The sequence below is a fragment of the Pararhodobacter zhoushanensis genome, from assembly GCF_025949695.1.
GTDB lineage: Bacteria > Pseudomonadota > Alphaproteobacteria > Rhodobacterales > Rhodobacteraceae > Pararhodobacter > Pararhodobacter zhoushanensis_A.
Window position 1 is genome coordinate 442,718 of sequence record NZ_JAPDFL010000001.1, and the last position, 14,136, is coordinate 456,853.

At 65.0% G+C, this 14,136-nt stretch carries 14 protein-coding genes; 10 read left to right on the top strand and 4 right to left on the bottom strand.

Annotated elements, in window-relative coordinates; genetic code table 11:
• Positions 1-364 precede the first annotated feature (364 nt).
• Positions 365-1,840, top strand: a complete 1,476-nt coding sequence (locus OKW52_RS02250; RefSeq protein ID WP_264504269.1) for an AMP nucleosidase — start codon at positions 365-367, stop codon at positions 1,838-1,840.
• 10 nt (positions 1,841-1,850) lie between these two features.
• A complete protein-coding gene (locus tag OKW52_RS02255) occupies positions 1,851-2,798 on the top strand; it encodes a phosphotransferase family protein (protein WP_264504270.1) in 948 nt (315 codons plus the stop codon).
• Between the two features lie 9 nt (positions 2,799-2,807).
• Here the strand turns inward: OKW52_RS02255 and OKW52_RS02260 are convergent, their stop codons facing one another.
• Both OKW52_RS02260 and argC read right to left on the bottom strand, forming a co-directional pair.
• Positions 2,808-3,266, bottom strand: a complete 459-nt coding sequence (locus OKW52_RS02260; protein ID WP_264504271.1) for a GNAT family N-acetyltransferase — start codon at positions 3,264-3,266, stop codon at positions 2,808-2,810.
• Positions 3,267-3,305: 39 nt separating this feature from the next.
• Positions 3,306-4,283: an N-acetyl-gamma-glutamyl-phosphate reductase gene (gene argC, locus OKW52_RS02265; protein ID WP_264504272.1), complete on the bottom strand. Its 978-nt coding sequence runs from the start codon at positions 4,281-4,283 to the stop codon at positions 3,306-3,308.
• Positions 4,284-4,582: 299 nt separating this feature from the next.
• On the opposite strand from argC, the gene OKW52_RS02270 reads away from it, so the two are divergent.
• The 5 genes from OKW52_RS02270 (at position 4,583) to corA (ending at position 9,088) form a co-directional block, all read left to right on the top strand.
• Positions 4,583-4,867, top strand: a complete 285-nt coding sequence (locus tag OKW52_RS02270) for an HU family DNA-binding protein (protein ID WP_264504273.1) — start codon at positions 4,583-4,585, stop codon at positions 4,865-4,867.
• 139 nt (positions 4,868-5,006) lie between these two features.
• On the top strand, positions 5,007-5,729 hold the full coding sequence (locus OKW52_RS02275) for a ParB/RepB/Spo0J family partition protein (protein ID WP_264504274.1): 723 nt from the start codon (positions 5,007-5,009) through the stop codon (positions 5,727-5,729).
• A gap of 538 nt (positions 5,730-6,267) precedes the next feature.
• Positions 6,268-6,840 (top strand): hypothetical protein, encoded by a 573-nt coding sequence (locus tag OKW52_RS02280; protein ID WP_264504275.1) that lies wholly within the window; start codon positions 6,268-6,270, stop codon positions 6,838-6,840.
• A 313-nt stretch (positions 6,841-7,153) separates the two neighbouring features.
• Entirely contained in the window at positions 7,154-8,026 is an 873-nt protein-coding gene (locus OKW52_RS02285) for a DMT family transporter (protein ID WP_264504276.1), read from the top strand.
• 9 nt (positions 8,027-8,035) lie between these two features.
• On the top strand, positions 8,036-9,088 hold the full coding sequence (gene corA / locus OKW52_RS02290; protein ID WP_264504277.1) for a magnesium/cobalt transporter CorA: 1,053 nt from the start codon (positions 8,036-8,038) through the stop codon (positions 9,086-9,088).
• Positions 9,089-9,196: 108 nt separating this feature from the next.
• Here the strand turns inward: corA and OKW52_RS02295 are convergent, their stop codons facing one another.
• Positions 9,197-10,339, bottom strand: a complete 1,143-nt coding sequence (locus tag OKW52_RS02295) for an alkane 1-monooxygenase (RefSeq protein WP_264504278.1) — start codon at positions 10,337-10,339, stop codon at positions 9,197-9,199.
• 24 nt (positions 10,340-10,363) lie between these two features.
• The gene (gene mutY / locus OKW52_RS02300; RefSeq protein WP_264504279.1) at positions 10,364-11,437 is read right to left on the bottom strand and encodes an A/G-specific adenine glycosylase; all 1,074 of its coding nucleotides are present in this window, start codon (positions 11,435-11,437) and stop codon (positions 10,364-10,366) included.
• A gap of 87 nt (positions 11,438-11,524) precedes the next feature.
• Between mutY and OKW52_RS02305 the strand changes: the two genes are divergently transcribed.
• From OKW52_RS02305 to OKW52_RS02315, 3 genes are read left to right on the top strand one after another with little or no spacing between them, the layout of a single operon-like run.
• Positions 11,525-12,121, top strand: a complete 597-nt coding sequence (locus OKW52_RS02305) for a DUF721 domain-containing protein (RefSeq protein ID WP_264504280.1) — start codon at positions 11,525-11,527, stop codon at positions 12,119-12,121.
• Positions 12,118-12,810 carry a DsbA family protein gene (locus OKW52_RS02310; RefSeq protein ID WP_264504281.1) on the top strand — a complete coding sequence of 231 codons (693 nt, stop codon included), beginning with the start codon at positions 12,118-12,120 and terminating at the stop codon, positions 12,808-12,810. The genes OKW52_RS02305 and OKW52_RS02310 overlap by 4 nt, the downstream gene beginning before the upstream one ends.
• Positions 12,807-14,003 (top strand): CaiB/BaiF CoA transferase family protein, encoded by a 1,197-nt coding sequence (locus tag OKW52_RS02315; protein WP_264504282.1) that lies wholly within the window; start codon positions 12,807-12,809, stop codon positions 14,001-14,003. The genes OKW52_RS02310 and OKW52_RS02315 overlap by 4 nt, the downstream gene beginning before the upstream one ends.
• Positions 14,004-14,136 lie beyond the last annotated feature (133 nt).

Consider the following 14,136-nt stretch of genomic DNA (forward strand, 5'->3'; position numbering starts at 1 on the left):
GCGCTTAGCAAGCGGCGGCTAAATACCCGTAAACTTTAGACATTCCAAAAATAGGCGCCTTTCCGCCCATGAAAACCGACACCGTCACACGAGTGTGATGGAACCCGACCGACGGAGCGTGCCACAAAAGCTCCAGAGCGCCCTCACTGCCGCCGTCACAGACACCACCCGGAACGTGGTGCGACCCAGCCAAACAAGGGCTTTTCCGCAGGCGACGTCACGACCTGACCCGACGCGCCCTCTTCCTTTTATCCGCACACCCCCCTATCTTTGTGTATGGAACAACACTCCCCCTCCCGTCATGCTGTCATGCACCCGCCGCACCTTTGCGGCAGGGAAGGGTTGACCTTTTGATGAGACGTTTATGAAACCCACCCGTTCACTGCCGACCGAAACCGCCCCGCAGGCCGAGCCGCGCGCCTTCACCGATGCCGCGCAGGCCGTCGCCTATCTGCAGACACTCTATTCTCAGGCCACCGATTTCCTTGCCGCCAGCTTCCGCACCGCGTTGAAGGACGGCACGCCCAAGGCCCGCTACCGTGCCTATTATCCAGAGCTGCGCGTCACCACGACGACCTATGACCAGCCCGACAGCCGCCTCGCCTATGGTTACCTGCCCGAGCCCGGCACCTATGCCACCTCGATCACCCGGCCCGATCTGTTCTCGAACTACCTCCAGCAGCAGATCGACCTTTTGCTGAAGAATCACGGCCAGCCGGTGATGGTCGGCTATTCCGACACGCCGATCTCGCTGCATTTTGCCATGGCCGGGCGGCATGATGTGAACATGTCGGGTGAGCTGACCTTCACCCTGCGCGACGTGTTCGACGTGCCGGACCTGTCGATCACCAACGATGACATCGTCAATGGCGAAGGCGTGCGCAACGCCGACGGCTCGGTCCCGCTGGCCCCGTTCACCGCGCAGCGCGTGGATTACTCGCTGGCCCGTCTGGCGCATTATACCGCCACCGACCCCGAGCATTTCCAAAACCACGTGTTGTTCACCAACTACCAGTTCTACGTGGACGAGTTCGAGGCCTATGCGCGCCAAGCCCTGTCCGACCCTGACAGCGGCTACACCGCCTTTGTCGCGCCCGGCAATGCCGAGATCACCGACGCCAACGCCGCCCTGCCCGTCCTGCCGCGCCTGCCGCAGATGCCGACCTACCACCTCAAGCGCGCGGGCGGTCAGGGCATCACGCTGGTCAACATCGGCGTCGGCCCGTCCAACGCTAAAACCGCCACCGACCACATCGCCGTCTTGCGCCCGCATGCCTGGCTGATGGTCGGGCATTGCGCGGGGCTGCGCAACTCGCAAAGCCTTGGGGATTTCGTGCTGGCGCATGGCTACCTGCGCGAAGACAAGGTGCTGGACGAGGATCTGCCGCTCTGGGTGCCGATCCCGGCGCTGGCCGAAATCCAGATCGCCCTGCAGGACGCCGTGGCCGAGATCACCCAGCTGTCGGGCTACGAGCTGAAAAAGATCATGCGCACCGGCACCGTCGCCACCGTCGACAACCGCAACTGGGAGCTGCGCGACCAGTCCGGCCCGGTGCAACGCCTGTCCCAGTCCCGCGCCATCGCGCTGGACATGGAATCGGCCACCATCGCCGCCAACGGCTTTCGCTTCCGCGTGCCCTACGGCACCTTGCTTTGCGTGTCGGACAAACCGCTGCACGGCGAGCTGAAGCTGCCCGGCATGGCCTCGGCCTTCTACAAGACGCAGGTCGCCCGTCACCTGCTGATCGGCGTGCGCGCCATGGAGCATCTGCGCGACATGCCGCTGGACCGCATCCACAGCCGCAAACTGCGCAGCTTTGATGAGACGGCGTTCCTGTAGGACGACCTGAGTGTTCACGACGCTCCCGGCCCTGAAAACCACCGACGCCTTCGACGCGTGGCGGCACGATCGCGGCAACTGGGAAGACCTCGCCCGGAGAATCGCGCGCGCGGCGGGGTTCTCAGGGCGGGATCTGACCGTCTTTGGCGACAGCACCAATCTGGTGTTAGATGTCGACGGCGCGGCAATCCTCAAGATCTTTCCGCCGCTCTATTACCCCCAGTTCCTCAGCGAACGCGCCGCGCTGCACCGGTTGGCCGGGCAGCTGTCTGTCGCCATCCCCCGGATCATTGCCGCCGATGAGCAACACGGGTGGTCATGGCTGGTGATGACCAAGCTGGACGGGGTCGTCGGTTCGGCCATCTGGCCGCAGCTCTCGGACCCCGAGCGCGCCCTCATCCTGCATGACGTCGGCCGCGTGATGGCCGAGGTTCACGCCCTCCCGCCCGACGCTCTCAGCCAGATCGGCACGCCCTGGCCTGCCTTCATCCGGGCGCAGGTCAACGGTTGCGTTGCGCTTCACCGGGCGCAGGGTCTGGCCGCGCCGCTGCTGGACGACCTTGCCACCCTCGCGCCTCAGGCCGTCACCCTGATCCCGCTGCAAGAACCGCCTGTCATCCTGACCAGCGACTGGATTCCGCAGAATTTCCTGTTGTCAGCCCAGTCCGGCGACTGGCGGCTGTGTGCGCTGATCGACTTTGGCGATGTCAGGACCGGCTGGTGGGAATACGACCTTCTCGCGCCCAGCGCCCTGATGTGTGATGGCAACCCCGCTCTGGTGCAAAGCCTGTTTGACGGCTACGGCACCGCCGCCGCTGACAACGCGATGCGGCGACGGTTGCTGATCCTCATGGCGCTGCATCATGCAAGCGACTTTCGCATCCTGACGATCCCCGACTGGGAGAGCCGAATCGCCAGTCTTTACGACCTTGAACAGGTGATCTGGCCCGGCGCCTGAAGGCCGGCATCACGCGGCGCCGGAAAGCCGCTTCTCCATCACGAAATTGGTCAGCGTCACCCCCGCCCGGTCGCTCTGCTGTTCACGCAGCACGCTCCAGCCCTGCTGCTCGAACAGCCCGCGCACCAGATGGCTGGCCTGCGTATGCAGCCGCTCCAGCCCGGCCTCCTGCGCCAAGCCCTCGAGCCGCGCGTAAAGCCGCCCGCCAACGCCCTGCCGCTGGTGCGCAGGCGCCACGAAGGCAAGGTCGATATAGCCCTGCGCGTCCAGCGTCATGAAGCCCACCGGCTTGCCCGCCACCCGCGCCACCAGCGTCTGCTGCCCGGTTAACCGACGCGCCCAGTCAGGCCCCGCAGGCACACGCGGGGCCCAGGCGCGTCGCTGATCGGCATCATAGAACCCCGCCGCCCCCTGACGCACCGCGTCAAAAAAGACAGTGCCCAGCTGATCCGCCTCGGCAGGATCCATCAAGCCGATCTCGACCACCCGCAACGCGCGCCCATGGCCTCACGGCCAGACCGGCGCGCCCTCCAGCCCGGCGGTTTCGGGCAGGCCGCAGATCAGGTTGGCGTTCTGCACCGCCTGCCCCGCCGCGCCCTTGCCCAGATTGTCGACCACCCCCATCGCAATCACCAGATCGCGCGCGGGATCGGCGGCGTAGCTCACGAACGACAGGTTCGAACCCGTGGCCCATTTCGTCTGCGGCGGCTGATCCGTCACCCGCACGAAGGCCCGGTCCGCATAGAACTGCCGCGCCGTGTCGAGACACTGCTCGGTCGTCGTCTGACCGCGCGCATAGATCGTCACCAGCACGCCGCGCGTCATCGGCACCAGATGCGGCGTGAACACAAGCCCGTCGGCCTTGCCACCGCTCAACCGTTCGATCGTCGTCGCCATCTCGGGCATGTGGGTGTGCTTGAGCAACCCGTAGGGCTGCAAATTCTCATTGCTGCCCGCATAGCTGAACCGGCTGTCCGCCCCACCCCGCCCGGCACCCGAAATCCCGGTCTTGGCGTCGATGATGATATTGCCCGGCTCGATCAGCTTGCCCGCCAGCAACGGCGCCAAAGCGTTCAGCGTTGCGACCGGAAAGCAACCGGGATTGGCCACACGGGTCTGCCCCGCCATCTGCTCGGGCCAGACATCGGCCAGCCCGTAAGCCCAGCCGTCGACATAGCGGTGATCCCCGCCGATATCGACGATCTTCACCCCCGCCGGCACCCGTGCCAGCCCCTCGGCCGACGACCCTGTCGGCAGCGACGCAAACAACACGTCCAGTTCCGGCAGCGCCTCAGGATCCCATTTCTGGACAACCAGCCCGGCCAGCCGGGGCGGCACACCGGGGAAAAGTTCGACCAGCCGACGGCCCGCACTGCCCTCACCCGCCGCATAAACCAGCTCGAACGCCGGATGGCCTGCGATCAATCGCATCGCCTCGCCGCCGCCAAATCCGCTGATCCCGACAATGCCGACGCGAATGCTCATGTGCCTGTCCCTTTGCTGGTGAGAGCGAACCCGCGCGCACCATCACGGATCCACGAAACAATGTCCACGTGCTCCCGATCCCGCCGAAACCCGCCAACAGGCAATTTCCCTGAATCCCACAGCCCCCAAACGCCCCCTCAGAAGCGGTTTTTCCTTTCACAGCCTGCCTTTTCGGCGTTTTCACGCTGGCGTGCACGCCTTTGCGATTGCCTGATCCGATGCTTGCCGATAGACGCGCTGGACAATGACGTGGAGCCGCCTCGCCCCGCGTCTGAACGCTTGACCTACGGAGAGCAACAATGAACAAACCGATGACCAAGACCCAGCTCGTAGCCGCCCTCGCCGAGCAGATGGGCGCCGACAAGAAAACCGCCACCGCCGCGCTGGACGGCATCGCGGCCATCGTCGCGACCGAAGTTTCCGCTGGCGGCGCTGTCACCCTGCCCGGCATCGGCAAAGTCGCCTGCCGCGCCCGCCCTGAGCGCGAAGTGCGCAACCCGGCCACCGGTGAGACCCTGACCAAAGCCGCCGACCGCGCGGTCAAGGTCACCGTCGCCAAGGCACTGAAAGACGCCGTGGCCTGACGCCACCCGTCAGCGTACACGACCGCTCAGGCCGCCCCCCACGGGCGGCCTTTTGCGTGCGCGGCCTTTTGCGTGCGCCCGCTTCGCGCCGCGTTAACCCGGCCGTGGTCCCTTGGCCCTTTGCTCAAGGGAACCGCCGATGGACCTCCAGCACCTGCCCCGCAGCGATATCCTCGCCGACGCCCTGCTGCGCGACCGCCTCACCTGTGACCCCGAGGCCCTCGCCGCCCTGCAGGCCTCCATCGCCAGCGAAGGCCTGCGCCAACCGGTCGAGGTCTTCCCGATCACCGGCGACACCCCCTGGGGCCTGCTCGCCGGGCACCGCCGCCTTCAATGCCTTGATGCGCTCAACCGCCTGACCCCCGGCAGCTGGGACACCATCCCCTGCGTCATCCGCAAGCCCGCCGATATTCCGCTGGCCATGGCCCTGATGGTCTCTGAAAACGAGATGCGCGCGCAGATTTCCCCCTGGGAAAAAGGCGCGCTGCTCTGCGAGGCCGTCGAGTTCGGTCTCTTCGATAGCATCGACACCGCCACCGACGCGCTCTACCCCACGCTCACCCGACAGGCCCGCTCGCGCCTGCGCGGCTTTGGTCGCGTGGTCGAGGTGCTGGGCGATCTGATGACCCATCCGCACACGCTGTCCTCGGCGCGCGTGGACCGGCTCGCCGTCGCCATCCGCGCCGGTCTGGGCGAGATCATGGTCGAAGCCCTCCACCCCGTTGGCCGCGCCTCGGCGGATCGCCAGTGGCGCGCCCTGCTGCCCGCGATTTCCGAGGCCATCCTGCTCCCCGAAGACCCCGACGCCGCGCCACCACCCGCTACACCCGAGCCCCCCGCCCCCGCCGCCTGCTCCGCCTGAACCGGGGCATCACCCTGCGCCGCGAATGGACGGTCTCCGGCTGGACAATCCGCATCGACGCCCGCCACGCGGATCACCCGGGGATCGTGGACGACATTCTGGATCTGGTGGAGGAGTGGTTTGAGAGGAGGGTGTGAGGGGGGGCGCCCCCATCGCCACCAGTGTAGGGTGGGGTTCCACCCCACCATCCCCGCCACACCGCTGCGCCAATGTCCGGGGAACCCCGACCAACCCACACAGCCCGTAGGGTGCGCATTCATTGCGCACCATCCTGCGCGCAACGCCCGACACGCTCCCGGCGCAACTCCGACCGATCACCCGACCCAACCGCCCCTAATAAGATTCGATCGAGCTATATAGAATAATTTGTTGATAAAAAATTAATTCTCGTTATGGATTACTTCTTATCCTTGGCTGAGAGCCAAAGTTTTCCATGGCGAGAAGAGAACACATTTGCAGAGAATCCGACGAATCGAGCGTTAACAAAAATGGTAAACTCGACCATTTTTTACACCAGGTAACTGGAAGAACTGACACTATGAATGACCTTTTGAACAATATAGCGGGCACCGGAACCCTCACAACACTTGGTGGGCTTGTTCTATTTGGATTTTGTGTCGCCAATTACTATGGAAAACCGCAAAGAAGGAGAAACTGGCTACTTTTTGCGCCTTTCATTCAGGCCTATGTCGTCGTTGGCGCATATATTGTTTTGATAGGATTTCGAGTGAGCACTTCATTTCCGGAAACAGTTGTATTTGTTTCTTTCAGTTCCATCATCTCCTCCGTTGCCGTCTGCGGAGTGATCCACCTGAATACCTCTTACGTCAAAGCTCAAAGAAACATTCCTCTCAGCCCCAAGAATGTAATATTTCGACTTGTCCTCCCTCTTGGAGCGCTTATTGCTATGGCAATCTTAATGGTCAGTTCAACTTTTTCGGGATATGACTGCCTTTCCGATCTTCGGTGTCGAATTTATTCGAAAACGATTGGCTTGCCTGGCTATGCGGGAACATTGCTGCTTCCGGCATTCATGATAGGAGTGTGCGCAGTGCTCGCGTATTTCGCCGTTTTCTTTACGATTTTCAAGGAGGTGAAAAGCCAGCCGTAGGTCGGGGTTCACCCCGACTCTCTCTCCCGCGCCCGACACTCCGCGCCCTGCACATCCATGCGCCAATGTCGGGGTGAACCCCGACCTACGGGCAATCCGTCCTGTCCGCACGGCGCACCCACCCCCGCAATTCCCCCACCGTCCCCACCCCCACCCCGGGGACATCTCTTAACAAAACCTGAATCCTTCCCCTCAACCCGTTGATTTCCCTCAATCCACGCCCTTGTCCCATCATGGGACACCCCTTTCCCTGCCCTTATTTCCTCGTTATCCCTGCTGGCAGGGCCCCGTCCGTGGCCCGAAAGGGGACCGCATGGATTTCAAAGCCCTCCTGATGGGTCTCGCCTTCGCCTTCATGTGGAGCTCGGCCTTCACCTCGGCCCGCATGATCGTCGTCGACGCCCCGCCGCTCCTGTCCCTCTCGGCCCGCTTCCTTGTTTCCGGCCTGATCGGCGTCGCCCTTGCCCGCCTGATGGGCGAGACGTGGCGGCTGACCCGCGCCCAGTGGCGCGCCACGATCATCTTCGGGATCTGCCAGAACGGCGCCTATCTCGGCCTCAACTTCATCGCCATGCAGTGGATCGAGGCCTCGGCCGCCGCGATCATCGCCTCGACCCTGCCGCTGATGGTCGCGCTGGCCGGCTTCGTGTTTTTCGGCGACCGCCTGAAACCCCTCGCCATCGCCGGGCTGGTCGCCGGGTTTGGCGGCGTCATCCTGATCATGGGCGCGCGGCTGGGAAGCGGGCTGGACCCGCTCGGCACCGCCCTCTGCGTGCTCGCCGCGATGGCCCTCACCGTCGCCACCCTCGCCCTGCGCGGCGCGTCATCCGGCGGCAACGTGATGATGGTCGTCGGGCTGCAGATGCTGATCGGCTCTGTCGTTCTGATCGGCCCCTCGCTGGCCTTCGAGACGCTCTCGGTCACCCTGACCCCCCGCCTGATCCTCGCCTTCCTCTACACCACCCTCGTCCCCGGCCTTGCCGCGACATGGGTCTGGTTCAAACTGGTGCAACGCATCGGCACCGTACGCGGCGCGACCTTTCATTTCCTCAACCCGTTCTTTGGCGTCGCCATCGCCGCCGCCCTGCTGGGTGAAACGCTGGGCGTGGTCGACATCATCGGCGTCGCGATCATCATGGCCGGAATTCTGGCGGTCCAGCTTTCCAAGGCCCCACCCGCGCGCTAGCTTCCCTCCATGACCAAGCCACCCCGCTACCAGCGCCGCCGCCGCAGCCCGCCGGGAACCCCTCCCGGCACGCTGACGGCTGACCCCGATGCCGGCGAAACCCGCGTCCGCGCGATCCGCTTTAATGCGGAGGGCGTGAGCGAGGACGATAGCCTCGCCCCCTGCGCGCCCGGCAGCATCCTGTGGCTGAACATCGACGGTCTGGCCGATACCGACCTGCTGCAAAAAATCGGCACCAGCTTCGGCCTGCACCCGCTGGCGCTGGAGGACGTGGTCAACGTCCATCAGCGCCCCAAGGCCGAGGAATACGAGGCCCACCAGTTCATCGTCCTGCGCATGCCCGAACCCGGTCAGGACGGGCTGCACACCGAACAGGTGTCGATCTTTCTCGGCGACGGGTTCGTCATCACCGTGCAGGAACACGCAGGCGACGTGTTCGACCCCGTCCGCACCCGCCTGCGCAACCCGCTGGGACAAATGCGCAAACGCGGGGCCGATTACCTGTGCTACGCGCTGGTCGACGCCGCCATCGACGCCTATTTCCCGGTGCTCGAAGCTTTGGGTGAAAAACTCGAACAGCTGGAGGACACCGTCGTCTTCGACCCCGACGCGGTCGATATGGGCGACATCCACGTCCTCAAGCGCGAGCTGATGAGTATTCGCAGCGCCATTTTGCCGATGCGCGACGTCGTCGCCACCCTGCAGCGTGAGGAAACCCAGCGGTTCTCGGACAACACCCGTCTCTATCTGCGCGACTGTCAGGACCACGCGGTGCAGCTGATCGAAACGATCCAGACCTACCGCGAGATCGCTACGGGGCTGGTGGATATCCTGCTCTCCAGCCAGTCCAACCGCGCCAATGAGGTCATGCAGGTCCTCACCCTGATCGCCACGATCTTCATCCCACTGACCTTCATCGTCGGCGTCTACGGCATGAATTTCGACGACATGCCCGAGCTGCACTGGCGCTACGGCTACCCGGCGGTGATGGGGATCATGGGCCTGATCGCCGTGGTTCTTGCGATCTGGTTCTACCGCAAGGGCTGGCTCGGCCGCCGCTAAGCCTCTCTTTGCTCGAAAAATATCCCGGGGGTAGGCCGTCAGGCCGTAGGGGGCAGCGCCCCCTGCGCGCGGCGAGGGGGCTCGATGCCCCCGAGCCGCGCCACCCCCTCAACCGGCGCCGCGCGGCATCGGGTTTGTCCCCGCCTTATACGCCGACCAGTCGGTAATATCGGGATAAAACTGCCGCCGCCACGCCCGCACCCGCGGGTTCATCAGCCGCCGCCACAGCGGCGGGATCGCGGCCACGGCCAGCAAGGTCGGATAACCCAGCGGCAGTTGCGGCGCCTCCTCGGTCGCATAGGTCTGCAGCAGGGGAAAGCGGCGGTCTGGTTTGTAATGGTGATCCGAATGGCGCTGCAGGTTGATCAGCAGCCAGTTCGACGCCCGGTGCGCCGCGTTCCACGAATGGCGCGGCAGGACATGCTCATAGCGCCCCTCGCCCAGATGGCGGCGCGTCAGGCCGTAGTGCTCGATGTAATTGGTCAGCTCCAGATGCAGCACCGCGATCAGCGCCTGCCACAGGAACAGCCCCAGCCCCAGCCAGCCGCCCACCACAAACGCCAGCAACAGAAACCCCGCCTGCAACGCCGCATAGCGCCAGAACGGGTTCGCCGCCGACCAGCGTGATTTCCTCGCCCGCGCCAGCATCGCCACCTCGGCCCGCCAGGCCGAGCGCGGGCAGTCGCGCAGCACACACCAGAAGAAGTGCCAGAACCCTTCGTTATAGCGCGCGGTCACCGCGTCGCGCGGGGTGGCGACCCACAGGTGATGCACCCGCAGATGTTCGCTGCGGAAATGGCTGTAGAGCACCTGCGCCATCAGCAGATCGCCCAGCCAGCGCTCGGATGCAGTTTTCTGATGCATCAGCTCATGCGCATAGACGATGCCGACTGCGCCGGTCGCAATGCCCAGCCCATAGAACAGCACCAGCATCTCAGCGCCCGTCAGCGTGCCACGATGCGTCACCCACCACAGCGCGCCATAGATCAGCACAGACTGCACCGGAAACCAGATCAGGGTGATCAGGCGATACCAGAACAGCTGGTCAAGCGGCGCGTCGGTCTGCGGATTGACCTTATTCAGCCCGGTGAACCAGTCGAGCAATGAAAACAGCCCGGCGGAATAAAGCACGGGCAAGATCAGCCACCAGCCGCCCCAGAGGGTGCCCGCCGCCAGAATGGGCACAAAGCCCAGCGACAGCCAGAACGGCAGGGCCGAGGCAAGCGAGCCGAGCGGGCGGGATTGGGTCATGGCGAACCTCCGGTTGCCAGCAGTCTATGCCCCATCGCGCCCGGCGAAAAGATCGCCGCTTGCCGCATGGTCCCAGACCTTGCGCATCACCGTCGGCAGCGCACCGGGGTCGAAACCCGGGCGAAAGTCGCCGGTTTCGGGGTTCACCGCTTGGGGCACACGGGCGGTAGCGACGCTCAGCTCCAGATGGAAATGCGTAAAGGTGTGCTTCACCACCCCCGGCAGCAGCGCCCAATCCGCCGCCAGCGGCGGCGCCGGGGTCGGATCATCGCCCCAGTCGCTGCCCGGCCAGCCGGGCATCCCGCCCAGCAAGCCCTTGGGCGGGCGGGTTTCCAGCAGCGGCGCGCCATCCTCACGGATCACCACATAGGCAATCCCCCGCCGCGTCGGCTTGGGTGTCTTGGCTGTCTTCACCGGCAGCTCTGCGGCAATCCCTTGCGCCTGCGCCTCACAGAACCCGGCCAGCGGGCAGTCGTCACAGCGCGGCGTGCGCGGGGTGCAGACCGTCGCGCCCAGATCCATCATCGCCTGCGCGAAATCGCCGGGGCGCTCAAGCGGCGTCAGCCGCGCCGCCAGCCTGGCCAGCATCGGCTTGGACTTCGGCATCGGGTCTCGCACCGCAAACAGCCGCGCCACCACCCGCTCGACATTGCCATCCACCACCGTCTCGCTGCGATCAAACGCAATCGCCGCGACCGAGGCCGCCGTGTAAGCCCCGATCCCCGGCAAGGCGCGCAACCCGTCCAGCGTATCGGGAAACCCGCCCTGCGCCGCCACCGCCCGCGCGCAGGCGATCAGGTTGCGGGCGCGGGCGTAATAGCCAAGCCCCGCCCATTCCGCCATCACCTCGGCATCCTGCGCCGCCGCCAAAGCCTCAACCGTCGGCCAGCGCGTGGTGAAACGGTGGAAATACGCCTTCACCGTCGCCACCGTGGTCTGCTGCAGCATCACCTCGCTCAGCCAGACGCGGTACGGATCGGGCACCACCCCCGCCGCACGCTCAGCCGGGCCGACGCGCCACGGCAGCACCCGCGCCGCGCGGTCATACCAGCGCAAAAGCGCCCCCGAGACCTGCTCGCGGTCAATTCCGTCACGCATTCTTGAGGCTCCTCTCTCCGCGACCACTGGCCTCGGCCGTGGAACTGACTAGAATACTGTGAACCAAGACGAAAGCATGCCCCACGGATGACCGCCCCTGCCGATCCCTCGACCAAGCCGCGCTGGAAAGGCGCGCGCCGCATGCGCGGCTTCGAGCCGGCCAGCGGTCTGTTGCGCGATCATATCCGCAAGGCGGGCGAAACGCATGGCTTTGCCACCACCCGGCTGCTCACCCACTGGGCCGAGGTCGCAGGGCCTGATCTGGCGGTGCTGTGTACGCCCGTCAAGGTCAGCTATGCGCAAAAGGGCTTTGGCGCGACGCTGACGGTGCTGGCCTCAGGGGCTGCAGCGCCCTTGGTGCAGATGCAACTGGAACCCCTGCGCGAACGGGTCAACGCGATCTACGGCTATGCCGCGATTGCGCGGATCAAGGTCACGCAAACCTCATCGCGCGGGCTGGCAGGCGGGCTGGCCGAAAGCCAGCGCGCCTTTGAACGCGCCAACATCGCGCCGCCGTCGCCGCAGGCGCTGGCACGGGCACGCACGGTTGTCGACAGCCTGACCGAGGGCGTCGCCGACAGCGGGCTCAAGGCTGCGCTGGACCGGATGGCCACCAACATTCTGACAAAAGAGACAAGGCGCGGACCGAAGGGGCTCGCGGACGAAGGAAAGGATAACGCATGAATAGACGTTCATTTCTGCTTTCGGGGGTCGCCGCTGTGGTTGCCATCGGCGGTTACGGTGCCTGGACCCGCCTGAACGGCGGCAATGCGCCCTCGCTCGGCTCGACGCTGATCGAGCCCGGCGCCGCCCATGCGCAAACCACCGAGGGTCAGGTCGACACCTCTCGCGTGACCGAGATGGTGATCAACCCGGACGCCGAGGTGACCCTGATGGAGTTCGCCTCGTTCACCTGCCCGCACTGCGCCAACTTCCACGCCACCGTCTGGCCGCAGCTCAAGGCCGAGTATATCGACACCGGTCTGGTCAAGTTTGTTTATCGCGAAGTCTATTTCGACGCCTATGGCCTGTGGGCCGCGCTGGTCGCCCGTTGCGGCGGCGAGATGCGCTATTTCGGCATCGTCGACATGCTCTATGACGAGCAGCGCGAATGGGCGCAGGGTGACGATCCCAACGTCGTCGCCGACAACCTGCGCCGCATCGGCCGCCGCGCTGGCATGACCGATGAGCAGCTCAGCGAATGCCTGACCGACCGCGACCTCGCCACGGCGATGATGCAGGTCTATCAGGAGGGCATGACCGAATACGACGTGACCGGCACCCCGTCCTTTGTCATCGACGGCACCACCTATTCCAACATGAGCATGGACGAGTTCCGTGCCATCCTTGATCCGCTCCTGAATCGGGGATGAGCGCAAAACCTCTGGCGGGCCTGCGCGTGATCGAGCTGGCCCGCATCCTTGCGGGGCCTTGGGCGGGTCAGACACTGGCCGATCTGGGGGCCGAGGTGATCAAGGTCGAAGCGCCCGAGGGCGACGACACCCGCCAATGGGGCCCGCCCTTCATCGACCGCGACGGCACCCCCGTCGCGGCCTATTTCCATGCCGCCAACCGGGGCAAACGCTCGGTCGTCGCCGATTTCCGAACGGCTGAAGGACAGGCCAAGGTCAAGGCGCTGCTGGCGGATGCCGATATCGTCATCGAGAACTTCAAGGTCGGCGGGCTGAAGAAATACGGGCTGGATTACGACAGCTTGCGGGCCGAGTTTCCCCGCCTGATCTACTGCTCGATCACCGGATTCGGGCAAGATGGCCCCTATGCGCACCGCGCCGGGTACGATTACATCATTCAGGGCATGTCCGGCCTGATGTCGATCACCGGCCCGGCCGAGGGCGAGCCGCACCGCGTCGGCGTAGCGGTGACCGACCTGTTCACCGGGGTCTATTCGACAACGGCCGTTCTGGCCGCCGTGATCGAACGCAGCCGCACCGGGCTGGGTGCCCATGTCGACATGAGCCTGCTGGACTGCGCCGTGTCGGTGATGGCCAATCAGGCGATGAACTACCTGGCCACTGGCACGCCGCCCGGACGAACGGGTAACTGGCACCCCAATCTGGTGCCCTATCAGGTGTTCGAATGCTCTGACGGGCATATCATCATCGCGACGGGGAACGACGGCCAGTACCAACGCCTGTGCCGCGCGTTGGGGCTTGAGGCGCTGATCACCGATCCACGCTTCCTCGCCAACGCCGACCGGGTACAACACCGCGCCGAGCTGTCCGAAGCGCTGACCGCCGCGACGCGCAGCTGGTCAAAGGCAGGTTTGCTCAAGGCCTGCGAAGACCACGGCATCCCGGCGGGTCCGATCAACACGATGGACGAGGTCTTCGCTGACCCCCAGATCATCGCACGCGGTATGCAGCTGGACCTCGGTGCACACCCGGGCGTCCGTTCGCCCTTTGTGTTCAACGGCGAACGCTCGGTCGCCGACCGCCCGGCGCCTGTGCTGGGTGAGGCCGACAGAAAGGGGGCTAGCCCCCTCTGCGCGCAAGCGCGCATTCACCCCCCAGGATATTTGAAGAGCAAAGAGGCGCGATTTACCTAACGTTAAGGTTACCGCGCCATGCTGGAGAAACGGTACAGGCAGGGATGCCGATGACCGTGAGCGAAGACGACGGCGTGGTCCTTGCGGATCACGCCGTTTGCCGTTCTTTGCTCCCCTAAATATCCCGGGGGGC